The sequence below is a fragment of the Leeuwenhoekiella sp. NPDC079379 genome (genome assembly GCF_044542075.1).
Classification (GTDB): Bacteria; Bacteroidota; Bacteroidia; order Flavobacteriales; family Flavobacteriaceae; genus Leeuwenhoekiella.
The window spans coordinates 335,711-362,278 of sequence record NZ_JBITTU010000002.1 but is presented as its reverse complement, the minus strand read 5'-3'; the positions used below and the strand labels follow the sequence as shown (position 1 = coordinate 362,278).

The following is a 26,568-nucleotide window of genomic DNA, read 5'->3' as shown; positions in this document are numbered from 1 at the left end:
AAACCTAATTCTATTTAAGTAAGGAGCTGGGAGACCTGCCAAATTGTTTTTTAAAGCAGCGACTAAAATATAATGGGTCATTAAAACCTACAAGATTAGCTACTTCAGATACATTGTGTTTTTTTGTTTTTAATAGTTGTACAGATTTTTTTAAACGAATAGTACGTATAAATTCGTTGGGTGATAAATCTGTAAGCTGGGTAATTTTACGATATAACTTTGATGAACTCATCGCCATTGCATCACTTAAAAAACCGGGAGTAAGCTCGGGATTATTAATATTTTTATCTATAATCTCTTTAATTGTAGAGATTAGATCAATATCTATCTGCGAGTGTGCCAGCTTTAGTACGTCTCCTTCTTCTTCGCCAGAAAATTTCTGCTTAAGATCAAAATGAATTTTAATGATATTGTCTATGCGTGTTTTTAGGAGTGAAGGATCAAAAGGTTTAACTAAATACCCATCTACACCTATTTTATAGCCTTTAATTCGGTTTTCATTTTCAGCTAAAGCGGTTAACATCACTACAGCAGTATGACTAATATTAGCATCTGCTTTTAGTTCTTCTACAAATTCAAACCCATCCATAACAGGCATCATAACATCTGCCACACAAAGTACCGGTTTTTCCTTACGGCAGATTTCAAGCCCTTCTTTTCCATTTTCGGCTTCAAACACTTTGTAATAGCCAGACAGGTATTCTACAATATAATTACGTAACTCGGTATTATCATCTATTACCAGAATTTTATGCTTTATATTGGTATTTCCGGGAACAGATTTTACAGGAGTAAGGGTATTTTCTAAATGCTTTATGGGTACTAACTCTTCAATACTTTTAGGATCTGGTTTGTAATCATAAATTTCTTCGCGTTTATAGGCCTTTTTATTTACCGGCAATTCTATGGTAAAAACACTCCCACTATCGGGATTACTACTTACTCGAATTTTTCCCTTGTGAATTTCTACTAAAGCCTTTACCAGTGACAACCCTATACCGGTGCCGGTGGTATTATCTTTACTGTTATGAGCCTGATAAAATCTTGAAAAGATCTTTTCCTGACTTTCTTCAGGAATTCCTATTCCGTCATCGCTAACTTCAATAACTAGTATTTTTTTATTCCCGTCTTTAAAACCTAAATACAGATCTACGTTACCAAATGTATTTGTAAACTTCATCGCATTAGAAAGCAAATTATATAGGATTTTATTGTACTTATCCATATCAATCCAGCACATAAGATGTTCCTTTTCAATATTTAGATTAAGATTTATATTTTTAGAATGGGCCAGTTCTATAAAACTGTTGAATATATTTTTTGTGCTTACTAAAATTTCAGTTTTAGAAACCCGAAGCTTCAATTCGCCGGTTTCTGCTCTTCTAAAATCAAGAATTTGATTTACCAGACGCAGCAATCTATTTGCATTTTGATAAATTAAATCTGCACGACTGCGTGCATAATCTGTAGTATTATCAAGCTCCAGTAATTGCTTTACAGGACCCAGAATTAGTGTTAGCGGTGTTCTTAATTCGTGTGAGATATTTGTAAAAAAACGCAGCTTATCGTTATTTAATTTCTCATCTTTCTCTCGTTTTACTTTTTCCAGAAGTAATTCCTGTTTTAATGCCAATCGTATTTTTAGTTGTTTTCTAAGAATATAAAATAGAATACCCACAAAAAGCAGTATTAAGAGAACACCTTTATAACTTAGCCAAAAAGAGGGTAATATCTCTATTTGATAAGAAGCAGTTTCACTCCATACGCCATCACTATTTGCTGCTCTTAATTTAAATACATAGGTTCTGGGATATAAATTTGTGTATTGCACCGTACGTGAACCGCTGGTAGTTTCTATCCAATCTTTATCAAAACCTTCTAATTTATACTGAAATTTATTTAGACGTTCGTTCGTATACGTAGGTGTAGAAAACTGTATCGAAAAATTGCGATTTGCATAATTGAGCGTAACGCTTCTGCTATGGTTAATATCCTCTTCAAAGGGTACTTGTCCATTTACAGTTGTGCCCGGTATTATTTCTTTATTCTGAACTTTAAACTCGGTAATTATGGGTTTAGGAGCGTAGGTATTTTCGGTAATTGCATAAGGCGAAAAATATAGAATACCGTCTTTTCCGGCTAAATAAATCGTAGCATCATTATAATTGTAAAATCCGCTAGAACTAAAAATATCCAGACGATTACCACTCATAACATTATAAATGTTAGCAGTTTTATTGTTTACATCAAACTTGGCAATACTATTATTATTCATATTAAGCCACATATTGCCTCGCTTATCTAATGCTATATCTGTAATCCATTTATTTTTTAAAATTTTTGGCTCCTCAACAAATTTAAAACGATCTGTTGTTTTATCATAAGCAGCCAGCCCCAGACGCGTGGCTGCCCATATTTTATTGTGTAATGTATCTATATAAATATCACTGATATTATCTTGCGGAAGTTCAAAATTTTCTGATTTTGAATGTCGGTATTCCCGTGTTTTTTGAGTAGATACATCATAGGTTAGCACTCCGGTTTCCGTAGCAATCCATAAGGTATTTTCTAGTTTTTTAATAGTATTTATCTCATAGCCCGAAAATAAATTACCGTGATCAACTTTAGGTTGCAACGTCTCTAAATCGAGAATACGCAGACCCTCACCAAAAGACCCTGCAATCAAAGTGTTAGCATCATATTTTAATACAGATAGTACCGCCGAGTTTGTAAAACCAATATCTACAACTTTCCCGGTGTTACTTTTATAATTATAAACCAGTAAATCGCCATTCCATAGACCACAGTAAAAAGTGATACCATCATCAGAATAAATACTTGCAATATTTTCCTTAAAATCCTGTAGTGGTTTTATGTGATTGTTAGCATATAAAAACAGCCCATTATGCCAGGTCGCAACGATTAAATCGCCAGTATAGGTTTGTGCAAAACCCCGAATTCTGGGAGCCTGATTGTCTATAAATGTTGATATATCTTTATTGAGCTTAAACTCATTTTCATAGGGATCGTATTTATCGAGACCATCTTCAGTGCCTATCCATAATACTCCGGAAGCATCAAAATACAACGCTGAAATTAAATTATCTATCAGCGAGGTATCGTCAGAAAGTATGGCATAATACCACGTAAAATTACCTGATTGAATATCTTCTAATTGATCACAAACTATAAGTCCGCCTAGAGTTCCTAACCAGTATTTACCATCTGGAGCTTTTGCTATAGATAGAAAATACGGTCCTAAATTTTCTCGTATCGTCTCGTCTTCAATATATAAATCGGTGAATTTATTGGTACTTCGCTCTAGTTTAAAAAGACCTTTGCGGGTTCCTGCGAACAATTCACCCTGAGTATTTTCAAAAATAAAATTGAGATACGGATTTGTTTCTGTAGAATTATGTATGGTTAGGTTGTAAGTTGTTATTTCTTGAATCGCATTGACCGAATTCAATGTTATTTTAGCAACTCCTACCTTACCAAAACTTCCTATCCAAATATTACCCTGAGAATCTTCAAAAATCTCTTTAACATAACTAACATCAGGAAGATCAATTTTTTTGAAAATTTGATTTTCTGAATCAAATAAATAAAGACCGGCATTCTTTGTACCTACCCAAACGCGCTTATTTTTGTCTATTAAAACTGCCCGTATCTCCTCGTCGGGCAGGCTACCAGACTTAGAAGAATCTGATAAGTAGGTCGTAAACTTTTGTTTATCTGTTTGAAAAAGGGTGAGCCCTTTTCGTGTACCTATCCATAAATTATGAGAATCTGCATCGAGTTCGAGTGCCGTTATGTCGTCATTCTGTAGTCTGTTTGAATCTTCTGTGGTACTCAAATACGATTTAAATTGATACCCGTCAAATCTGTTAAGACCGCCAAAGGTTCCTAACCACAAAAATCCCTGATCATCCTGCACAATATGCCGCACCGAATTGTGAGACAAACCATAGGTGTCATTATAATGCTCAAACTTGATATTTTGAGCAGAAATACCTGTTAAGACAAAAAGAAAAATATAAAATGTGGTATGCTTCATAATTTTAAAAGGCTCAATTGAGATCTTTTATGGTGTTTGAATTTAAATCTATTACAAAATGGGTAGCCGGTAAACCGGTGCTAATTTTACTAAATATTGCTCCCCAGAGTTGAAGTTGGGTATTGTCTGTCTTTTGCAAGTGCTCACAAACCATAAGGTATTCATTAAAACGGGATTTACCAATATCAGAAAGTGCGAGTTTATCGGCATTTTTTAATTTATAAAAATCCTGAATCATATCATAACCGGTCCAGCGTGCCAATTTTTTTTCTGAGATTTTAATAGTGTTTTCAGCTTTGTAAACTTCATATTCCTCTTGCGTTTTAAAAGTCATTTTTAGCAATTCTAAACCCGATTTATTAACCAGTAAATCCTTTAATTCTGCCGACCAATCTTGTTCTAAAAAACGCAAGCGTACCAACTCTTCCAGATGCTTTAAAACAAATTCTTTGTAAGTTTTTGCATTAAGAATTTCGGCATTCCAGGCAGCTGTTTCTGCCTTAGTTTCTAAATATTTTTTTTCTAGCGCATAAAGCGGAAACAGATCGTCAAAATCAGGAACCTCATCTAGCGTTATGGTTTCTATTTCGATGTTAGAATCCCCTTTAATTGTCGCAATTTTATAGCCCGGAATATACGCTGCCAGCGACGGAACCTGAATATTAAATAAAGTTCTGGATGCATCTAAATCATATCTTCCTGTATCGTTAATATGCATATGACCTGCAAAATGAAGCTGTACTCCTGCTTTTGCTAAAGCCTTTGAAACTTCTTCTGTAGGAACCCGATACAATTGCATTTTGTTTTCACCAAAAAGTTGACCCATCAAATCTGAAGAATCATCGTTAAATTCTACACCGGGAAAATGACTAAAAACGATTAATTGTTTATTTAATTCTTTGGCACGTTTTGTAACCGAAGCTATCCAGGATAAAAGGTGTTTTTTATGCGTTAACACATTTTTATAACCTGTTCCTGCTCCTTCAAATTCTACAGATTCTCCATCTTCTTTTTCTACTTTAGATTTAGGGATATATACATTAGCATCTATGGCCAGAAACCAAATATTATCTCCTTTTTCGACCAAATAACTCAAATCGGGTACTTCTAAATCTGTGTTGGGTAAGGTATAATTACGTGCTGCAATCCCTTCAGCATTTGAAGCTTTTTGATAGGTGTAGTTTTTATAATTATAGTTTGTAAATGGAGTTTCCCAATAGGTATCCTGAGGCTTTGGGTAAAAACCAAAATCTTTTAATTCACCAAGAATACCTTCATAACCTAATTGCGCAATGTCTTGTGTGATGATAACCGGTAAATCCTCACCAGTCTTATTTTTAAACAAACCTTCTTTACTATAAATAGGCTGCTGCTTCCCTTCTGCTCCCATAAAATCTGCCTTACCCGCATCTGTTATAAAGGGTTTTACAGGATCGTGATTTCCGGTGGTGAGCATAAAATGAATGCCGTATTTAGCTGTATACTCCTCTAAAATTTTCCGTAAGCCGCGTAAGTTAAACTGTTGCCCGTCATCACTAAAATCTCCCGGAAACACCACATATTTTATTCCTCGGGCAACCACATCATCTAATGCAGCAAGAAATGCGAAGTAATTCTCATTAAATAAGCGCGTAGAATGCAACTGCGCCTGCATCGTTCTTAAAATTGTGTTCTTGCCTGTTTTAGGATTTAAAACTCCCTTATAGTCCGAATCTGAAAATTCACCATAAATATCAGTGAGATGTACGTCAGATAAGAATGCGACCTGAACGGGTTTTGGGGTATTTTGTAAGGGTTTACAGGCACAAAAAATAAGAATGCCAAGCAGTAATCCTAAATGTTTTACATGCTTATTAATACTCATAAATTAGTTTTTAGTCTCTTCGGGAAATGCATAGGCATCCTTTAGTCCACCCAAATCTATCACAATTTGATCAAGCATTACACCGGGATCTACCATATAAACCTTTAGCGAATGTTTACCCGGTTTATTTACAATTTGAGAGACGCTTTGTACGCTTCGGTTTTTGAAGACGTTTTCTTTCCAGGACTCGCTGCGGCCTTCAGTCTGAAAGTCTATTATTTGTGGTGTTGCACCATCAATCGATACTGCGCAACGCACCCCTTTTCCGGGATAAACAGCGTGTGTAGGTAATGCGCTTACCTTAACGTCAACGGTTCCAAAATTAAACGTATAAAAATCATATTCCAGCACAGGAGCATTTTTCAGTAGTGCTTCTAGTATAGTTTCTGAGGCTGCGGTAAGTGGTTCTGCCCGCATTACGCTATTGCTGTAACCGAGTCGGTTTATGATTTTCCAAGATGCTTCTTTTCCTTTTTGTACTGCGGAAGGATTTTCAGCATTAATCACCACAAAACCTTTATCCTCAACAAAACCGTTAAAATCTTTCAACACTTCAAACTGCGGATTGAACACCGAAACCCCAACTGTTGTTTCTGAAGTTCCGGTTGTAAAATCTATCTTAGAATTCACTTTATAACTGGGCGGTATCAATTGATGATCGTGGCCTAACGGTGCTTCTTTTTTATTGGTTCCCTTCGGAACCTGACTCCAATTTATGGTAACCCAAACACGCTCTTCCGGATTTTCTGAAGAGAGTTTGCCCGAAGTTGTAGAGAGTTCTATCCACGATTCTGCAGGTGTCGCAGACCAGGTTTGCGGTTCGCTTCCTTTTAAAAATACATCTATATAATATCTGTTTTTTGTATAAGCATTAAAAACCGGTAAAACATCTGCAAATGAATTGGTCGTTTCCTTGTTATATTCCATTTCATAGCCTTCTAAAGCGAGACCTACACCAGGTTCTTGAGAGTTTACAAACGATACTACAGGTTTTGAAAATACGGGTAAATTACGCGGTGCTTTATTCATAATATGCTGCCATTTGCCGTCTTGTATCGTGTCATTAAAATAACGGGTAAGTCGCTCTATTGCATCATAAGATTCACCAGATTTTTGTGCATATACCGCTGCACTGGCTCGGCCCTGAGACGCCACGTGTTTATTTTTATACGCATATAACCACATCTGATTAAGCTGTGCCGCTCCCATTACCGGATAGTAAACCAATTCAAAAAACGCATCTTTTCGATTTGCTGAAATAGTGGGTTTTAATGCTTCCACCTTATCCATTAAAGTTTGATAGGCATCAATACGTTTACTTACTTCATCCCCATAATGTATTTGTGTTAACTGCGTCTCACCACTTTTTATTACCGGTTCTACGGCACTCCACGCCATAAATTCGGGTCTGCGTTGTAAAGCCAACTGGTAATAAGTGTCTAAAACAGCATCTATTTGGGTAGCATTTGCTGTACCAAATTCACGTGCTGCCCAATCGAATTGATGCTTTGCAACCGCCTCGCTTGTTTCAAATTTTGACATATCCCAGGCCATATCCATAAACAACTCAGTATTGTATTCGTGGGGTTTGATATCTCCGGCGTTTAAAATCCAGATATCTTCTGCCTTGAAGCTATAAGCTTTTGAAAGTTCTTCCCACATTAAAACCGGATGCGTCGAGTTTAACCACAGGTAATCGTGCGGTCTTCCCCAGTATGAAGTGTGATAATAAATACCCGCCCCACCGCTGCGTTTTTGTTCTTCCGGATTGCTCAATTGGCGTAAGTACCCATAGTTGTCATCGGTCCAGACCAGCGTTACATCCTCGGGCAATTTTAAACCGTTTTGATAGTAATGCAACACCTCTTTATAAGGCACAAATGCCTGCGGAACTTGAGCTAAATCCTGCTTCGTTTCTTTTAAAATTTCCCGTTGATCGGTAATTACCTGCTCTAATAACTTTACCTGAGAAGGCGTGTCATCATCTCCCACAATCATTGGCGAATCGTGCTCTCCACGCATTCCTAAAGTATAAATACCTTCGTAATCTGCAGTTTCTCTGGCTCGTTTTTTAAACAATTTTTTGATTTCTCCTGCATTGGTATCATAGCGGTAATCACCCATCTTATCGTGATCCCATTCAGCATTTATATTGCATAACATGGGTTCTGCGTGCGAACTGCCAACGACTATCGCATAATCATCTGCGACTATTTTATTTTCGGGATAATGGTAAAAAGCCTTGGTACAGGTATGCATAGCGGGCCAAATGGTATTTGCCCGTAAACGCAATAATAATTCAAAAACTTTAGCATAGGTTTTAGGACCAATATCACCCGTTTTTGGCTCAAAATTTAAAGCGGCCCAGCGCTGCAAACCCCAATCTTCATCATTTAAAAATATCCCTCTATATTTTACCGAAGGTTCACCATATACTTGAGGCGTGATAGTTAAGCTTAGTTGTGCATTTTTATCGGGAGTAACATCTGCCCACCATTCCCACGGAGAAACCCCTATACGTCTTGAGAGTTCTAATAACCCGTACGCTGTGGCACGACGATCTGATCCTACAATTACTAAAGCCTGACTAATATCTTTAGTAGGATTTTCTATTAATTGAATTGAATAAGTTTCCCATTTACCACTCAGCTGTGTAGTATCGATTTTTTTTGCAGCTACCAGATCATTTATAAAAGAACTCGTACCTAAAGTTCCTGCCAGTATGGCTGTTGATGTGTTATTTGTTGTTGTTCCTAATTGCTTTCCGGTGATTTTAAACACGTCATTGTTGAGCATTTCAGCCGCAATATGAACCACTTTTGGTTCTTTCTTATCAATGCGTAAACTGGTTCTTTCTTTAGAATCTACCAACTTAAACGAAGTCTGCGCAGTGCTATTTGTAATTCCGCCTAAAGTAAGGATAATTGCAAAAAACAAATAGATTTGAGGTGAACTCTTCATAAACACTTAAATTTTAATGTAGATTGATTTCTTATCTAAGATATATCCTAAAAACCAGCATAGCAGCATAAATACAAATGCGGTAAGTAGTGCTCCAAAACTACCCGAAGCTAATTTTTGAAAAAATTCCTGACTTACCCAGTCAAAAACCGACAATCCCGAAGGGGTTTTTATTAATAATAAAACGATAAAAAACAACTCTGAAAACAGATAAATAAACAACGGATTCTTCCCAAAAACTGTAAAGAAATAGGTTCCGGTTTTGAGTTGTTTTAATTCAATACTGAAGATTAATAACGCAATGATGCATAGGTCTATTCCCACCGTATAAAGTACAAAAGAGCTGGTCCATAATTTTTTACTTAGCGGAAAACTCACCTCCCAAATCAATGCCAATGCATAAAGCACAACACCGGCGATTAAAAGTTGTGCAATGGTTTTATAACTTTTACCAGATTTAATTATAAATGCACCCGCAAAGTAACCGCCTACTACATTTACAATGGACGGCAGCGTACTTAAAAGCCCTTCAGGGTCAAATGAAATACGGTCTTTTTTATACATATGGCTTTCGCCAAAAATGATCTGATCAAGCCAGGTAATTCCATTTGTTGCCATCTCTAATTCGTGTCCGTTAGTTCCCAACAAATAAAGCAATGCCCAGTACACCATTAGTATTCCACCAGAGATTATAAAAATCAATTTTGTTTTAAAATAGTGAACCAGAATAGCAGTAAAAAAGTAGCATAACGCAATGCGCTGCAACACCCCCATAATTCGGGTTTCTGAGATGGGTTTTAGTTGTAAATCGCCATCTGTACCGTACTCAAAAAATGGAAACCAGTACATTAGATATCCTATAAAAAAAATAATAAGGGAGCGCTTAATTATTTTTTTCCAGAAAGCTACAGAAGTGCCATTTTTAAATCTGGGCATCGAGAAACTCATTGCATTACCCATAGCAAACAGAAACGACGGAAAAACCAAATCTGCTAAGGTAAACCCGAACCAGGATGCGTGGGTAAATGCAGTATAAAATTTTGCGCCAGATCCCGGAGTGTTTACTACAATCATTAAACAGATGGTTAATCCCCTAAATACATCAAGAGATAAAAAACGTTTTGATTGTTTAAGTGCAGATGCTATAGCCATCAATAATCGTAAATTATAGGTTGCATCTTTGCGATTAGCGGCTCTATTTTACTGCGGTATTTATCGTGCAATTCTTTTGCAACTTCTATTGCATTTCCGCTTGCCTCAACAGGAAAAGACTTTTCGGTTGTTACCCAATTCCATTCCCAGGTTTTAATGGCTTCATCAAACTGGTTTTGATCAAAATCGCTCCAGTTGTTTTGCACTTCGGTGAAAAATTGTTCCCAGCGGGGTTTATAAAAATCGGTCATTAAGCCACTCCACTGTCGATTACTGTATTCGTGAAGTCTGTTATCTGCTCCTCCCCAAAGTGTAATTAAATCGCGTGCATTTTGCTCATAAAGCGCTTTTTCATCTGGTGTAGTTCCCCAACTTCTCGCATCTGCAATCCATGGGCCTAATAAAAAATCTTTTCGCGTAGCTAATAGACGGTCTAAATCTTCTATAAGCTCTATAAATTCTGCGGAATACATTTTAAAAGCTTCCTGATTTCCATTTTTATAGGCGTATGAAATTTGCTGCTGCAACGGCAACGCATAATTTGCCAGTACCTGCCGCGTCACATCAACTACATCATATTTAAAACCGTCAGAATATTCAAACTCTGAAGAAACCTCAACAAATAAATCCCAGGCAGGTAGTAAATCTTCTGCGGGATAATTGAGCTTTGTGCGTGCCCATCTGCGATAGCCTTCAAAAGTGGGGCGCGCTACAATAATCGATTCGGCGCCATCGCGTATGGTTTGTCCATTATAAACCGTTTGCACCAAAATATCCCAGGCCTCAAGCAATTTAAAATTTACAGCCCCATAGCGGTTAAGATTGTAACTTTTTAGCCAGTTATTAAGTTCAATGGGCTCGGTATTCCAGGTATTATCGGTCATCAATTCATACAATACAGGATTCTGCTCTATGGCTTCCATCGTAAGGCCAATGCCTTTCAATTTACCTGAAGTGCTGTCTTTTAAAGCTGCCGCAGGTTGTGTTGCCACTGTTTCAATACGCCCAAACAGGCTAATGTTTCCACCAAAATTATGCAACATATTCCAAATCCATTTTTTACCATAAAATGCTTCGGTACGTTTCCACACCGGTTCAATTTCCGTAGCCAAATCGAGAATAATCATGTTATCATCGGGTACCGCATCTAGCAACCCTTTTATTTGTGGAGCTTTCCAAAAATCACGATGACTGTAAAACAACCAGCCCTGCATCACCCACACCGCTTCTTCATCTGCAGAACGCATCCCCTCATACACTTGTTTACTCAAGTTTGATAAATACTCAGGATCGTTAGAAGGTGGTGTATTTTCATTAAAGGTATCTGCAGAATACAGATGGTCTGTACCGTAAATTTTGGTTTGTTCTTCCAGAAAGCGTTTACCGATTTCAGCAAAAAGCGGATCGTCGCAATCGAGAATATAGGTGTCCTCAAAATCATTACCCCAATTGGTTTGTTTCAGTTTTGCATCAGGAAAAATACGTTTAAACGATGCCGGAACGTGCCCTGTAAATGCCGGTAAAACCGGAGTCATCCCCAATTCGCGTGCCCGATTAAGAATCTTAATTTGAAGATCGCGGTGGCTCTCTTTCCAGCTTTGTGGTAATGGACCACCCCAGCCGTCCAAATTTCCCATCCAGAACCAAGAGAAATACGACGGACCACTAAAAAAGCCACTCAGATCTTCTTCTGTAAAACCATAGGATTTATATACGTTATCCCAGATAAACTCTTCACCGGTAATGGCAAGCGGCATATTTATACCGTGTAACGCCATCCAGTCTAACTCTTTTTCCCAGCGTTTCCAATCCCACCAACTCATCGTATAATTAAAGGTGCAGTAGTTTAAATAATACCGGTATTCGTAAGGTGTTTTTTTGATTATTTTTTCGCTTAGCAGCGGAAGTGTTTCAGGAAAATTAAGATTGGTTCCATTCCAGGTGATTTGCCCGTGAACTATATTTTTTATGTAATAATATAATGCCGAAGCTACCGAAACACCGTTGTTTCCGCGTAAACGTATTTTATCATTACGCGAGTCAATCTCAAACCAATCTTCTTGAACAGTAGTGTCTAATTCTATTATAAATTGATCTGCGTGGTTGGGTAAGGTGCGTTTTAATAACGCATATTCCGGAGTATCTACAGATTCTGTGTGCTCTTTAGTTTGCTGAGAAGTACAACTGCATATAAGCAAGAATACAAGATAACCGGCATATGTATTAAGAAGTCGCATATGTTCAATTTTTAGGTTGCGGTATTACTGTTCTATAACAAGAAAATGTTTTTTAATACTATCGGTTACTTCCGGCTTAAGATTTACATTTTTTAATGCAATTTGTTGTGTGAGGTTATATGGTAACTTTATACTTTCTAATTGTAATTGACTTACATCATCAAAAACAAAAGCCGGTCTAAAATCTGTTTTAGCTAACGCGAAATTGATATTCTTAAGTTTCAGATTTTTTGCGTGACGCACATACAACCCCCAGGCAGGCAATTCGCCAAACATCGAAAACTCAGGATAACCTGCGCGTTCTTCGGGAACTGCCTCAAGCCTACTCAACGGAATATACCCCATTCCTTTTGTTGCATTACCGGGATAGAGAACGGTGATATTCTCAAGCTTTACGTTTTCAATTACAGCATCTTCAAGACCTACAATAGACGCAGGAAAAGGATTGTGAAAAAAATCAACTTCGGGTCCACGTAAATCATAATCTATATCGGGTCTGCCAAAAGGAACCTCAACAAGCATATTTTTTATACTCACATTCTTAACCGAACCCGGTTGCTCACCAGAACGATTTCCTAATCGTATAAACAGCGCATTGCCTGTGTTCTTTGCCGTAATATTAGATATCTGGATATTTTCAATCATTGCACCATCTACAGATTCTAAAGCAATGGCAGAGCGGAACGTGTCATAGACCTGTATGCTGTCTATGGTTACATTTTTAAAACCTCCATAAGAAGCAGAACCAAATTTTATAGCACTGGCGCTCGATCGTATGGTACAGTTTTTAATTAAAATTCCATCATTTGCATAATTAGGGTAATATGATTTTAGACAGATCCCGTCATCGGCTGTATTTAAATCACAATTGGTAATGCTCACATTTTTGCAATCTGTGATATCAATCCCGTCATTATTCCAATAGGCCCTATTTACAATTTTAAGATTGTCTAGTATCAAATTTTCGGTTAACTCAAACGAAAGTCCCCAGCATGCTGCTGCACCCAGAGACAAATCGGTAATGCTTACCTCTTCACATTGTGAAAACCGAATTAATTTGGGACGTTTGGTTTCGTTAGGACGATTGCGTCTGTAATTGTATTGCGTATCAATATCAATTCCTGCGTGGTGTAAACTATCTATCGCTAGTGCTAGTTTTAATCCCTGACCATCAACTTTACCTTTACCAGTTATTTTTATATTTTTCGCTTTATGCGCTAAGAGTAAAGCCAGTTGTGAGTTATCATCCTTTTTAGGAGATACCGGTCTCCCCGGCATATCAAGTTTTTTATAATCCTGTGGTGATGTACTTCCTAATAAAACCCCACCTTCTTCAATCTCTATATGCACATTAGTTCTAAGCACCAGACTCCCAGTTAAGAACATTCCTTTAGGAAAAACAACCGTGCCTCCTTTTTGTTCAAAAGCCTTATCAATCGCTGCCTGAATGGCGGCTGTATTGAGGGTTTTACCATCTGCAACGGCGCCAAAATCTAAAATAGAAAACTCCCGTGTAGTTGAATCCTGAGCAAAAACAATTGCCTGAAAAATTAGTAATACACCTACAAGTTTGTTTTTAATTTTCATCACTTTTTGCTTTTACTGATAAGGTTTCTAGCGGTTTGTGTGCTTCGCTCGTCATTTGTAACTTCAATACACCACCAGCGGTGATATCACTGTGTTTTAAACTTAAATCTTGCAGCGGTTTATCATTAAAATCTGCTTTGTTTATAAAAACATTGGTCTCTGAATTATTCTGAGCGTCTATAATAAACGTTTTCCCACTATAGTAATCGGGATTGAAATGTATAGTGATTTTATTAAAAAGTGGGCTTCCTAATTGATATTCAGGATCAGCCTCGGTACCGCCATTCATTTGAAACAATCCCGTTTTCATCAATACTGCAAGACTCCCCATAAGCCCTTGATCTTCGTCCCCATTATATCCCCTACTTGGCGATAAATCTGAAAAAACGTTATCTACCACTTTACGCGACCAATACTGAGAGAGTTGTGGAGCACCCAACTTATTAAATACAAATGCGGTTTGTATAGATGGTTGATTGCCATAATTTATAGGAATTCTACTGTATTCGGGATGCAGCTCTGCATCGTGAGAAGTTCCTGAGGTAAAGCCCATTTTTTCGGCTTGTTCAAATTGGGATTCGAGTTTTGCAATAGCTAATTTATCACCCCCAATAAGCTGAGCTAATTCTGGTAAATCGTGGGGTACGAACCAGGTTGCCTGTGCAGCATTGGCCTCAACAAAACCATTCTCATATTGATACGGATCAAAATCTTTATTAAAACTTCCGTCTATATTTCGTGCAGTCATCCAGCCGGTTTTTGTATCAAAAACGTTTTTATAATTTTTTGATCTACCTATAAAATAATCGTATTCATCTTGCTTATTTATCTTTTTGGCAAGTTGTGCTAATGTAAAATCCTGATATGCGTACTCTAAAGTCTGACTAGAACCGTCTTTGTGTATGCCATACTCACCTTCGGGTAATGGTAGTGGATACGGCACAAAACCATTTTTTAAATAATATTCTAGACCACCACCTTTATTAGTATAATGCTCATAACCAGCTTTGCTCATCGTACCGCCGGGCATATGATTTTTCTTAAGTGCTTTATAAATACTATCTAAATTGTCTGTGATGATACCTTTTTGAATCGCACTTACAATAAAAGGAGTTGACGATGCCCCGGTCATAACATAGGTGTAATTTCCTCCAGAAGGTCCCCGTGGAACATAGCCGCCATCTTTATAATATTGTAATAATGAAGAAGTAAACTCATACATTATCTCTGGGTAAACAAGTCCCCAAAGTGTATTTATCGTCCATTGCGCACCCCAAAAGGAATCTGAATTGTAATGATTAAACAAGGGTTTTCCTGCATCATCAAGGGGCAACTGTCCTATTCTAAACTCTGTTCCTGTATTATCTGGATAGTTTCCGTTAAAATCGCTTATAGTACGTCTTCCCTGAAGTGCGTGCCATAAATCTGTATAAAAACGTTTCTGTTGTTTTTCGCTTCCTCCTTCAATTTCTATTCTTCCCAGCATTGCATTCCACTCTGTTCTTGATTCTGAAACCACCTGATCAAAATCCCAGTGTGGCAATTCTTGCTGTATATTGTTTTCGGCATTTGCCAAAGAGGTATAGGAGATCCCTACCTTCATTAAAACTTCATCTGAAGCATGCTCTAATTTCACAAGGAAATTTCCTGTTTCTTCATCTTTAATTAGAGAAGTAACCGGGGTATTTAATTTTATTTTAAAATAAGTTGTAAGTGGTTTTGGTCTGCGTGTAGTAGGGGTCATTATAAAACTCCCAGAAAGTTCTTGATTAGTATCTAGTGTAAGTACACCAGATCTATTTTCGCAAGGTCCTAATAAAGTATTTAGATTGAATAGGATCGCACGCTCTTTATTTTTTGTAAACGTATAGTTATGAAAACCTACCCGCTTCGTACTAGTTAGCTGAACATTAATTTTGTAACGATCCAACTCTAGCTTGTGGTAACCGGGATGAATGGCTTCTTTATCGTGATCAAATTTTGAATAAAAATCTGTAAAAATTGTTTTTTTAGATATTGAATCTAAACTTATAGGCATTACCGAAAGACCTGCCATTTGCCACGCATGTATGTGACTAAAACTTTTTATAGTATCTGTTTTGTAACGGTAACCACTCCCCCACGCTCCATTAGTTTGGGTATCTGGACTAAGATTTACCATACCAAAAGGTCTGCTAGCTGAAGAAAAGAAAAACCATCGCGAATTTTCGGTATCTAATTGTGGGTATACCTTATCCACGAGTTCTTCTGAAGTTGTGACTTTGGGTTCTTCTGCTTTGCAAGCCAGTAATAGCGTTACTAATACGAGAAGTAATGCCTGGTGAAGTTTGAGTTTTTTCACGCTCATATTGATTAGGGCTGAAACGTCATTTTATAGCAATATAGCTTAAAAACGAACTATTTAAGATTGGTTATAAAAATAGAAGCAGGCAATTGCTTGCCTGCAATCTATTTAGATACACACAATTTTTGGCAAATTAATTTTATGATTAGTATCCTGGATTTTGAGTAATTAAACCACCTGTATTATCTATTTCTGATTGTGGGATAGGTCTTAACAAATGCTTTTCCTGAAGTGCTTTATTTAAAGCAGCGTGCGGATTATTTGCAAGTACGCGTTCAATAAGTTTGCCGGTACGTTTAAGATCCATCCAGCGATTTACCTCACCTACTAATTCACGAGCACGCTCGTCAAGTATAAGATCTACTGTAACATCTGAAGCAACAAGAGGTGTTGTAATACCTGCTCTAGAGCGTAAAGTATTGAGTCTGGTAGATGCATCTCCTGCGTTTCCTAATTGAAGATATGCTTCGGCAGCAAATAAATAGGCTTCACCAGAGCGCATAACAACCATATCACGCTCCCCTTGAGAAGGCTGATCTGGTTGCGTAAAGGGTATGCTAGGATCGTCAAACTTTTTAAACATTGGGTAATGAACCGGCGTTGTACCGTCATTTTTAAAATAGGTTCCGGGATTGATAACTGCATAATCTTTAGAATCAATCTCTTCCTGAGTCCATACTGTTTTAGGAAAAAATATTGCGGTATCACCAATAGCGATAGGTGCCTCATTTTCAGTAGCGAAAAGTACGCGTGCATATGTAGCTTGAGCTCGCTCATCTTCTTCAGAAAACAAACTGTAGAAAAATGGTGTAGGCATAGGTCCTAATCCTTTAACAGATCGAGATAAACCTTTGTAATCAAAAAATCTGAATTTATAAAGCATGTGTCTGGAGTTACCCCATCCGCGAGAAACTGAATTGCTTCCGAATAAAAAAGAGAAAACAACTTCAGAATTTCTCTGGTTTGTAATGCTCACTAAATCACTAAACGAAGGTACTAACTGGTGGTTACTGATTACTGTTTCTGCTAAAGCTGCAGCCTGAGTAAAATCTGCATCAGAACCAAAAGATTTATAGCCTTTAGTAAGTAATACTTTAGAAGTAAAATGTCTAACGGCGTCTTTAGTCAGACGCCCATAAGTACTTACCGTTTCAGGCACACCTGCCAGAGCATCTTGCAAATCTACAAGAATCTGTGCATATACATCTGCATCAGAACTGCGTGCATATTCAGTACTTGAAGTACTCACTTGATTAAGCACTAATGGTACGCCTCCGTAGTTTTCTACCAATCTAAAATAGGCGTATGCTCTAAAGAATTTAGCTTCTGCAATACCTCTTGTCTTAACATCATCTGGCACATTTTGAATAATATCTGCGTTATCTATTGCCAGGTTTGACGCTGCAATAATTCGGTATTGATTATCCCAATACACATCGATGGCATAGTTTAAAGAATTGAAGTTAACATAATCATTAAGATCGCTGGTTCCTGTTATAGGAGCATCACGAGTAACGATATCTGTACCTAAATCTTCTAACGCATAATATAGATTAGAAGTATAAAAGGTACTGGTCTCCCGAGAGCGCTCGTAAACTGAAGCGACTAGCTGATTAAAAGTTTCCGGATCATTGTTAGCGTTTTCAATACTTATAGATGTATTATTCTCTTCTTCTAAATAACTGTCACAACTAGAGCTAAGTGCTCCCAGTGCTAAGAACCCAACAATTAGTTTATAATTTATATAGTTCATTTTATAATATTTTAGATTATTTCGTAATTAAAAAGTAAGGTTAAGCCCGGTCATAAATGTACGGGTCATAAAAGCCGCACCGTACTGATCTCTACCTGCACTTTCTGGATCCCAACCATCATATTTTGTAAATACAAAAGGATTTTGAACCGTTGCATATACGCGTAGGTTTCTAATTTTAATCTTATCCAGTATGTTTGACGGCAATGTATAACCCAGTGTCATAAATCCTACTTTCACGTAAGACACATCCATGTAAAGAATAGCATCTCTAAATTGACCAGGGTTACCCGGCTGAAACCAATCATTTGTAGGATTTTCTGGGGTCCAGTAATCTGTTTTATATCCATTAAATAAACGAGAAGGCTCATTATCATATCCCCAGGCGTAGTTACTGTGAAAAACACTTTTATAGGTATTGCCCTGACTAAAGTTTAGCAAGAATGAAAAATCAAAATTCTGATAGTTCATCGTACTGGTGATACCTCCTGTCCATTTTGGAGTTACCTGCCCTATTACTTTACGATCTTCGCCTGGCGTGATTAGACCATCACCATTTACATCTGTAACACGCACCTGACCGGGACGCTGGTTAAATACTGCAGCTTCTTCAACCTCATCTAATTGCCAGATACCAGCATACTCGTAGTCATAAACTGCACCTATAGGCTCTCCTACTCTATGTATAAGATTTGTACCATTAACGTTAAAAATGATTTCATCTAAATCTCCGTATAATTTATCTAAGGTATTTTTATTAGAAGCGAAGTTGAAATTAGTCGTCCATCTAAAATTACCATTATCAATATTAGTAGTGTTTAAAGAAACTTCGATACCTTGATTTGTAGATTCTCCTACGTTATCATAAGTTCCCCCAAAACCGGTTACATTAGGTAATGGAGTGAAGAATATAATATTTGTGTTTTTTCTTCTATACAGATCTACAGAGCCAGAAATTCTATTGTTTAAAAAACCGAAGTCTACTCCCAGGTTTACTTCAGTGGTACGTTCCCACGTTAGATTTTCATTTGCGATACCTGTTAAAAATGCTGTAGAAACTGAAGAGTCTCCTAAATTAGTAGCGCCAGAACCTAATAGAGATTGTGAAGCAAGAGGTCCTAGGCCACCACCCTGACCGTTATTTCCAGTCTGACCGTAACTTAAACGTAATTTTGCGTTAGATAAAACTTCCTGATAAGCTAGGAAATCTTCATCAATAACTTGCCAGGCAAATGCCGCTGATGGAAAAAATGCCCATTTATTTTTATCTGAAAGTATTGAAGAACCATCGTATCTACCCGTCACAGTAAATAAATACTTATCTGCAAGCGTGTAATTTACTCTACCTGTATAAGATTCTAAAGTTTGTTTAGAAAAACCACTTCCTAAGTTTCTAATACTTAAACCCGCTCCTAAATTATAGAATGTAAAAGCATCTGTAGTAAAATTACGTACTTCATTATCGTAATTTTCTCTACGCTCCATAAAACGAGAAACAACACCTGTAAAGTTTAATGCGTGTACTCGTGTCTCTAAGCTATAGTTTAATATATTATCCCAGGAATACGAGAAATAATTTGAGTTTGAAGTCACCGCTCGTCTGTTTGCAGGATTACCACTTGTACTTTTAGTAAGCAAACCTCTATATTCTCCATAACGTTGGTATTTTAAATTAGGAGAAAATTTTGATGTTACTGTTAAGTTTTCTAGAGGTTCTACTTTTAATGCAATATCTCCTATATACTGTAAGAACTTTTGCTCACGTGTAATGTTCTGTAGATCAAATAATGGGTTGGTAATTTGAGTTTCTTTATCTATAGGAGTAAACCGAAGGCTACCATCTTCATTATATGGGCTACCTATAGGCTTCAGACGATATGCACTTCTAAATGCTTCAAGTGTACCTATATTTTGAGTAGCTGTGGTTATATAGTTACTTATATTGATATTTAACCAGTCTTTTAAATCACTGTTTAAACTTCCTCTAATATTATATCGTTTAAAATCTTCACCAGCAAAGTTACCTTTATCAAGCGTGTAAGCCAGACCTGCAGAATAGGTTGTCTTTTCGGTACCACCACTCAAACTTATGGTGTGATTTGTTTGAAAGCCTTTTTCTAAAAGTAAATCAACCCAATCTGTGCTAACCCCATCTGCAATATTTTGCAACTCTTGCTCATCTAGATAATCTGCTATACTAACATCACCACGTCGTGTATTTAAATCTCCATCTGTGCTATTAAACACCTGCCCTAAAGCAACGTCTCTCAATAATTCTACATAGCCAGGACCATCGTAAATATCTGGTAAATTATAAGCCTCCTTATAACCCACATAATTACTATAGTCTATTTTTAATTCACCGGTTTTACCACGTTTAGTTTCAATTAAAACTACACCATTACTACCACGAGATCCATAAACTGCAGTTGCAGAAGCGTCTTTTAAGATGTCCATTCTACTAATATCTGCCGGATTTAAGAAAGAAATATCATCAACGAAAATCCCATCAACAATAAATAAAGGATTTTGCCCGGGATTAAAACCACCATTTGAAGCAGTCTGGTTTGAATTAATCGTACTTGCACCCCGTATACGAATATTAAAACCGCCTCCACCAGGCTTATTATCTGTACGCTGAATAACAACACCCGGCGCCTGACCTTGTAAAGCAGAAATTGCATCTACTTTATTAGCCTGCTCAATATCTTTAGATCCTACTGAAACTACAGAACCTGTTAAATCTTTACGTTTTACAGTACCATAACCAATCACTACTACTTCATCGAGCTCTGCACTATTCTCTTCTAGCTTAACATTTATAGTGGTCTGTCCTGTATACGTGCGCTTTGCTGTGGTATAACCTACATACGTGAACACTAATACATCGTTTGCGTTAACTGTAATTGAATAATTTCCATCAAAATCGGTAACTGCACCATTTGATGTTCCCTCTACTATAATATTTACCCCGGGTACGGGCATATTATTAGCATCTGTGACTACACCTGATACACTTTTCTGTGCCCAGGAACTGGATACAAAGCAAAGTGTAAGGATTATTAATGAAAGTCTAAGTTTCTCCATTATTGATTGTTTGGTTAATAGTTAAATTCTTGTGAAAATATCACAGGATGAAATTACCGAGACAACCAGTTCATTAAATGGATAATTTATCCAAAAACATAGAGAAATCACCTAAAACGAAATCGATGTAAATTTGATTAAATTAGCTATACAAATATTATAAATTACTGATTATTAGTATTTTAACTTTTATATTAAACAAATTATCCTTACAAACGATGTAATTATCTATGTGTTAAGACTACTCTCCTAAAGGCATCTAGAATTAATAGCGTATTAATATGTGCTTAGTAAAGCATAACTTTAATCTTCAACCATTTAAAGATTTCATAAAAATATTTAGTATCTCAAACTCTAACCCATAACAAAGCATAATCACTAACGGGCAGTTCAACATTATAAAGGAGGTCAAAACTTTAAGAAAGTAATTTATGAGATTAGTTTGATAATGAAATTAGCTGAACATAGTGATTTAAATAACTCAATAACTAGAGGTTTTAAACTTAAAAAGGATTGATAATGAATATTGAGGTATACATATGGAATACTTATTATTACTTAAAACAATATACATCTATTAAAATTATAAATTGTCATATTCACACTTATTAGCTTAGATTTTAAGTTATATACAATAGATTAAAAAATACTTTGCAAATTTTTAAAATACTTGTAAAAATATTAAAAGTATTTTATACCTTTATTCCATAATATTTATTTACTAAATCAATTAATCAAATTCTTATGAAGAAAATCTACTCAAGTTTTCATCACCGATTTGTACTTATTGCTGTAATTCTCTTTTCCGGCGCTTTTCTACAGGCACAGACTAAAGTTACAGGAACTGTTACAGATGCTAACAATGCAGAACCTCTGCCCGGGGTTAATGTAATAGCCGGAACCGCAGGAGCTATTACAGATTTTGACGGAAAGTATGAAGTTACTGTCCCTGCCGGTACAACTCAACTTACTTTTTCTACATTGGGCTATGCTACGCAAACGATTTCGATAAACAGCAGAAGCGTAATAGACTTAGCCTTAGCTTCTAAGTCTGAAGACTTAGATGAGGTTATCGTAGTGGGATATGGTACTGTAAAGAAAAGTGATCTTACCGGCTCTGTATCTACTATAGACGGGGATGCTTTTAAAGAATTACCGGTAACTTCTGTAGATCAAGCCATACAGGCAAGAGCTCCGGGTGTACAGGTAACTCAAAGCTCTGGTGCACCAGGTGGGGGTGTATCTGTACGTATACGTGGATCTAACTCTATTAATAGTGGTAGTGAACCTTTATATGTAATAGACGGATTCCCAATTTACCCAGATAACAGTGCATATGGCGCAGGTGGTAATAGACAACCTACAAACGTAATGGCATCTATTAACCCTAATGATATTCAATCTATTGAAGTATTGAAGGATGCCTCTGCAACCTCTATTTACGGTTCTAGAGGATCTAATGGTGTAGTACTTATCACAACAAAACGTGGTAAAGCAGGTAAAACTAAAATTAGCTACGACGGGTCTTTTTCAACCCAGACAATTAGCAACTCTATAGATGTATTAAACGGTACTCAATTCGCGCAGTATATTAATATTTTAGAGCAAAGTGCCGGCGGTAACCCGGTTTATACTCAGGAACAAATAGATTCTTTTGGTGAAGGAACTAATTGGATTGATGAAGTAACGCGCACAGGTATTATTCAGAATCACCAATTAACATTTTCTGGAGGTAGTGAAAATAATAGATTTGCACTTACTGGTAACTACCACGATAACAATGGTATTATTAAAGAAACTAATTATAAACGTTACGGTATACGTATAAACGTTGACAACAAAGCACTTAATGATTTTATTGATGTTTCATCTAGCTGGACTTATAACCGTGCTATTTCAAATAACGCGCCTACAGATGGTGGTGGCCCAGGTGGTATTATAATTACAGCATTAGGCTTAGACCCTACAGTACCGGTACGCAATGAAGATGGTTCATATGCCCTAGCGTCATACGATGGTCGTTTTGCAATAAACCCTTTACAAGAATTAGACTTTGTGACAGATCGTGACATTACTAATCGTGTGTTAGGAACTACCAGTCTTACTTTTAATCTTAGCGATTCCTTTAAGTTTAAAACGAGTTTAGGAGCAGATATATTAAATGTATCCCGAACTACGTTTTATCCTTCTGGCAATTCACGTTTAGGTAGAGAAAATTCTGGTGAATTAACACTGGCAAATCGTGATGTAGGTAACATTTTAAATGAAAATATCTTTACCTATACTAAGAAATTTGGTGACAAACATAATATTGATGCTGTAGCAGGTTACACCTATCAGAAAGAAGTTAATAAGTATATGCAGGCTACTACCCGAGGGATTACTGCATCAAATGTTGATCAGGCAACTTTACAAGGTGGTCCAGATGTTTTAACTCCATTTTCAGGTAGAAGAGAGTGGTTATTAGAATCGCTTTTAGGTCGTGTAAACTATAACTACGATAGTAAATACTTATTTACTTTTACTTTTAGACGTGACGGTTCTTCTCGTTTTGGAAGCGAAAATAAATGGGCTAATTTCCCTTCTGTAGCATTAGGTTGGAATCTTGCAAATGAATCTTTTTACGAAGAATCTAGCATCGCTAACGTGATGAACAAGTTTAAACTTAGAGGTAGTTTAGGTCTTACCGGAAACTCAGAAATTCCTGTATATAACTCTCTTGCAAACCTTAGTGAGTTTAATTACGTATTTAATGGTGGTAACGCTCTTGGTCTTGCAGATGGAAGATTAGGAAATCCAGATTTAAAGTGGGAATCTACAACGATGAGAAACATAGGTCTTGATGCATCATTCTTTAATGATAAATTAAATTTAACACTTGATTACTTCAGCAACACTACCGAAGATTTATTACTGTTTGTATCTATACCAAGTAGTTTAGGTTTTGAATCTATCTTAAAAAATTCAGGCTCTTTAGAAAATAAAGGTTTTGAAATAGGTTTAGATGGTTATGTTATCAACAATGAAGATTTTAAGTGGAACATCGCAGGAAACATATCATTCCTTAGAAATAAACTTACCAGTCTTGGTGACAGCACTCCATTTTTCTCTCAAACTACAAGTGGTCACTTAGGTGTTGATGGTAGCTGGGTAGAAGCAGGAAATCCTATTGGTGTATGGAGAGGTTATGACTATATCGGTATTTTTCAGTCTGAAGAAGAAATCGCTAATAACGCTTCCAGATCTGGTGATAAGCCGGGTTATCCTAGATATCGCGACGCTAATGGAGATGGTGAGATTACACCAGATGATTATGCTATAATAGGTGATCCTAATCCAGATTTCACCTGGGGTCTTAACTCTACTTTAAATTACAAGAGCTTTGATTTAGGTATATTCTTTAGAGGTTCTCAAGGTTTTGATGTACGTAACTTACAAGCATCAGAATTAGGTGATGGTGTACAACGTATAAACCAGTTGAGCACAATCTTAACAGACTCCTGGACACCAACAAATACAGACGCATCTCGCCCTGTAATTGATGCTAGTAGAGATTTTGCAAACTCTTATAGAGATTCAGATTACTTTATTGAAGATGGTTCATTTATACGTTTACAAAACTTATCGTTAGGATACACATTGCCTAACTTTAATGAAAACATTAGCAAACTACGTTTTTATGTAAGTGGTCAAAACTTACTTACCATTACTGATTATAGCGGATTTGATCCTGAAGTAAACAATCGTGGTCAAAACAACCTAAACAGAGGTGATGATTACGATGCATACCCACGCTCAAGTACATTTACAATGGGTGTTAACTTAGAATTTTAATTTAAAATTGCTGAACTATGAAAAACAATTCAAAATTTAAACCTTTAAAATTACTCTACGCTTTTGTAGTGGTGACAGCTATGGTCAGCTGTACAGACCTTGAAGAAAATCCAGATTTTACAACTCAGGAAAACTTTTTTCAAACAGCAGATCAGCTTGAACTTGGTGTTAATGCTGTATATGACGGTATAGGTACCGGTAGAGATTGGGAAAATCACTACTACAATAGATTTGTATTTGAATGTCTAGTAGGATATCAAGTAGGCTATGAAAAAGGCCCACTAGCCTATCAAACTGGAAATGTAGATCCTGCAGATTTCTACATAGGTAGATACTGGAGAATTTCTTACGAAAACATCAATAGAGCAAACACGCTTATTGAAAAAGCAGACGAGCTTAAAGAAGCAGGTGTAGCTGATGTTGCAAAAATAGATCGTGTAAAAGCTGAGGCTTTGTTTTTACGAGCTTTTTACTATTACAATCTTGTACGTTACTTTGATGATATTCCTGTTAAAACATCAAGATCTATTGACGATAAAGATTTACCATCTAATGAAAATGGTAAGCGTTTAGCTTTAGATTTAATCCAATCAGACTTAATGATGGCTGCTGAAATTTTACCAGAATCCTATTCTGGTGGTAATGCAGGTCGTGCGACTAAGTGGGCAGCGATGGCTCTACTAGTAAAAGCTTATCTACAAGACGAGAAATGGGGTCCTGCTTACACAACCGCTCAGACTATTATTGATGAGTCTGGTATAAGTCTATTTACAGACTTCGCAGATAACTTTGCGGTTGCAACAGAAAACAGCGGAGAACGTATTTTTGAAGCACAAGTTTCTGCTAGTGCAAATCCTAATGAATATCAAAATTACCATGCACACTTTGTACCTAGAGATTTACCTAATGATTTAGGTGGTGTGGGCTGGCATTGGCTTAATAGCACACGAGCTTTTCGTGAGCGCTATGATGTAAATGATAAGCGTATAGCTGGTACTTTTATTAGTGAATATCCTTCAACAAGACCTGCTTCAAATGCAGCCGGTGAGCGCCCAGTTGTAAGATGGAGCAAAGATGCACCGTATAATCTAGGAGTAACTGGTGGTCTTGTTCCTGTAGATGCAGATCCTAATAATCCTGACGAATTAATTTTCTCTAGTGGTTTCTCTGCTAAATACACAGAAATAGGTCTAACTAACCCTTATGCAAATGAGAAAAATATCGTTTATTTAAGATTTGCAGATGTACTTTTAGGTCATTCTGAAGCAGCTAACGAAAGCGGTACAGGTGATTCTTATTATGGTATAAATTTAGTACGTGAGCGTGCAGGTCTTCCCTTGTTATCAGGTTTGGGACAAGCAGCGTTGAGAGATGCAATTGTAGATGAGCGTGTTCTTGAGTTTGCTATGGAAAATGAAACCTATCCTGAACTTAAGCGTAAAAGTACCTTTGGTGGTGCTCAGGATTACTTAGGAGATTATATTCAAAGTTTTATTGATCAATACAATGTTGATCGTACCTTAAAAGCTAAAGATTACGTTTTACCACTTCCGTTAAATGAAGTTTTAGGTAATCCTAACGTAACTCAAAATCCTCTATATCAGTAATTATTTTTTTTAATTGTTCTTTAAGAAAACCTGCCAGAAATGGCAGGTTTTTTAATGACCTATTTCTATCTTTAGTTTTCTCATC

11 protein-coding genes are annotated in these 26,568 nt (G+C 36.7%); 2 read left to right on the top strand and 9 right to left on the bottom strand.

Going from position 1 to position 26,568, the window contains the following annotated elements; all coding sequences use genetic code 11:
* Positions 1 to 10: 10 nt before the first annotated feature.
* From ACIGAM_RS05015 to ACIGAM_RS04975, 9 genes are all read right to left on the bottom strand, one after another.
* Positions 11 to 4,057, bottom strand: a complete 4,047-nt coding sequence (locus ACIGAM_RS05015; RefSeq protein ID WP_396510362.1) for a two-component regulator propeller domain-containing protein — start codon at positions 4,055 to 4,057, stop codon at positions 11 to 13.
* A gap of 13 nt (positions 4,058 to 4,070) precedes the next feature.
* The gene (locus tag ACIGAM_RS05010) at positions 4,071 to 5,921 is read right to left on the bottom strand and encodes a metallophosphoesterase (protein ID WP_396510361.1); all 1,851 of its coding nucleotides are present in this window, start codon (positions 5,919 to 5,921) and stop codon (positions 4,071 to 4,073) included.
* 3 nt (positions 5,922 to 5,924) lie between these two features.
* Complete coding sequence (locus ACIGAM_RS05005) at positions 5,925 to 8,882, bottom strand: glycosyl hydrolase 115 family protein (RefSeq protein WP_396510360.1); 2,958 nt, start codon at positions 8,880 to 8,882, stop codon at positions 5,925 to 5,927.
* A gap of 6 nt (positions 8,883 to 8,888) precedes the next feature.
* Complete coding sequence (locus ACIGAM_RS05000; protein ID WP_396510359.1) at positions 8,889 to 10,034, bottom strand: acyltransferase family protein; 1,146 nt, start codon at positions 10,032 to 10,034, stop codon at positions 8,889 to 8,891.
* Complete coding sequence (locus ACIGAM_RS04995; protein ID WP_396510358.1) at positions 10,034 to 12,271, bottom strand: alpha-N-acetylglucosaminidase; 2,238 nt, start codon at positions 12,269 to 12,271, stop codon at positions 10,034 to 10,036. The genes ACIGAM_RS05000 and ACIGAM_RS04995 overlap by 1 nt, the downstream gene beginning before the upstream one ends.
* 24 nt (positions 12,272 to 12,295) lie before the next feature.
* Entirely contained in the window at positions 12,296 to 13,858 is a 1,563-nt protein-coding gene (locus ACIGAM_RS04990) for a glycoside hydrolase family 28 protein (protein ID WP_396510357.1), read from the bottom strand.
* Positions 13,848 to 16,205, bottom strand: a complete 2,358-nt coding sequence (locus tag ACIGAM_RS04985; RefSeq protein ID WP_396510356.1) for a GH92 family glycosyl hydrolase — start codon at positions 16,203 to 16,205, stop codon at positions 13,848 to 13,850. The genes ACIGAM_RS04990 and ACIGAM_RS04985 overlap by 11 nt, the downstream gene beginning before the upstream one ends.
* Before the next feature lie 142 nt (positions 16,206 to 16,347).
* The gene (locus ACIGAM_RS04980; RefSeq protein ID WP_396510355.1) at positions 16,348 to 17,955 is read right to left on the bottom strand and encodes a RagB/SusD family nutrient uptake outer membrane protein; all 1,608 of its coding nucleotides are present in this window, start codon (positions 17,953 to 17,955) and stop codon (positions 16,348 to 16,350) included.
* 27 nt (positions 17,956 to 17,982) lie between these two features.
* A complete protein-coding gene (locus ACIGAM_RS04975; protein ID WP_396510354.1) occupies positions 17,983 to 21,042 on the bottom strand; it encodes a SusC/RagA family TonB-linked outer membrane protein in 3,060 nt (1,019 codons plus the stop codon).
* A 744-nt stretch (positions 21,043 to 21,786) separates the two neighbouring features.
* Between ACIGAM_RS04975 and ACIGAM_RS04970 the strand changes: the two genes are divergently transcribed.
* On the top strand, positions 21,787 to 24,876 hold the full coding sequence (locus ACIGAM_RS04970) for a SusC/RagA family TonB-linked outer membrane protein (RefSeq protein WP_396510353.1): 3,090 nt from the start codon (positions 21,787 to 21,789) through the stop codon (positions 24,874 to 24,876).
* 17 nt (positions 24,877 to 24,893) lie between these two features.
* Positions 24,894 to 26,483 carry a RagB/SusD family nutrient uptake outer membrane protein gene (locus ACIGAM_RS04965; RefSeq protein ID WP_396510352.1) on the top strand — a complete coding sequence of 530 codons (1,590 nt, stop codon included), beginning with the start codon at positions 24,894 to 24,896 and terminating at the stop codon, positions 26,481 to 26,483.
* The last annotated feature ends 85 nt before the right edge of the window (positions 26,484 to 26,568 follow it).

Excerpts from the sequence above, each read along its gene's own strand:
- ACIGAM_RS05015 (WP_396510362.1), bottom strand. The coding sequence starts at position 4,057 with ATGAAGCATACCACATTTTATATTTTTCTTTTTGTCTTAACAGGTATT.
- ACIGAM_RS05010 (WP_396510361.1), bottom strand. The coding sequence starts at position 5,921 with ATGAGTATTAATAAGCATGTAAAACATTTAGGATTACTGCTTGGCATT.
- ACIGAM_RS05005 (WP_396510360.1), bottom strand. The coding sequence starts at position 8,882 with ATGAAGAGTTCACCTCAAATCTATTTGTTTTTTGCAATTATCCTTACT.
- ACIGAM_RS05000 (WP_396510359.1), bottom strand. The coding sequence starts at position 10,034 with ATGGCTATAGCATCTGCACTTAAACAATCAAAACGTTTTTTATCTCTT.
- ACIGAM_RS04995 (WP_396510358.1), bottom strand. The coding sequence starts at position 12,271 with ATGCGACTTCTTAATACATATGCCGGTTATCTTGTATTCTTGCTTATA.
- ACIGAM_RS04990 (WP_396510357.1), bottom strand. The coding sequence starts at position 13,858 with ATGAAAATTAAAAACAAACTTGTAGGTGTATTACTAATTTTTCAGGCA.
- ACIGAM_RS04985 (WP_396510356.1), bottom strand. The coding sequence starts at position 16,205 with ATGAGCGTGAAAAAACTCAAACTTCACCAGGCATTACTTCTCGTATTA.
- ACIGAM_RS04980 (WP_396510355.1), bottom strand. The coding sequence starts at position 17,955 with ATGAACTATATAAATTATAAACTAATTGTTGGGTTCTTAGCACTGGGA.
- ACIGAM_RS04975 (WP_396510354.1), bottom strand. The coding sequence starts at position 21,042 with ATGGAGAAACTTAGACTTTCATTAATAATCCTTACACTTTGCTTTGTA.
- ACIGAM_RS04970 (WP_396510353.1), top strand. The coding sequence starts at position 21,787 with ATGAAGAAAATCTACTCAAGTTTTCATCACCGATTTGTACTTATTGCT.
- ACIGAM_RS04965 (WP_396510352.1), top strand. The coding sequence starts at position 24,894 with ATGAAAAACAATTCAAAATTTAAACCTTTAAAATTACTCTACGCTTTT.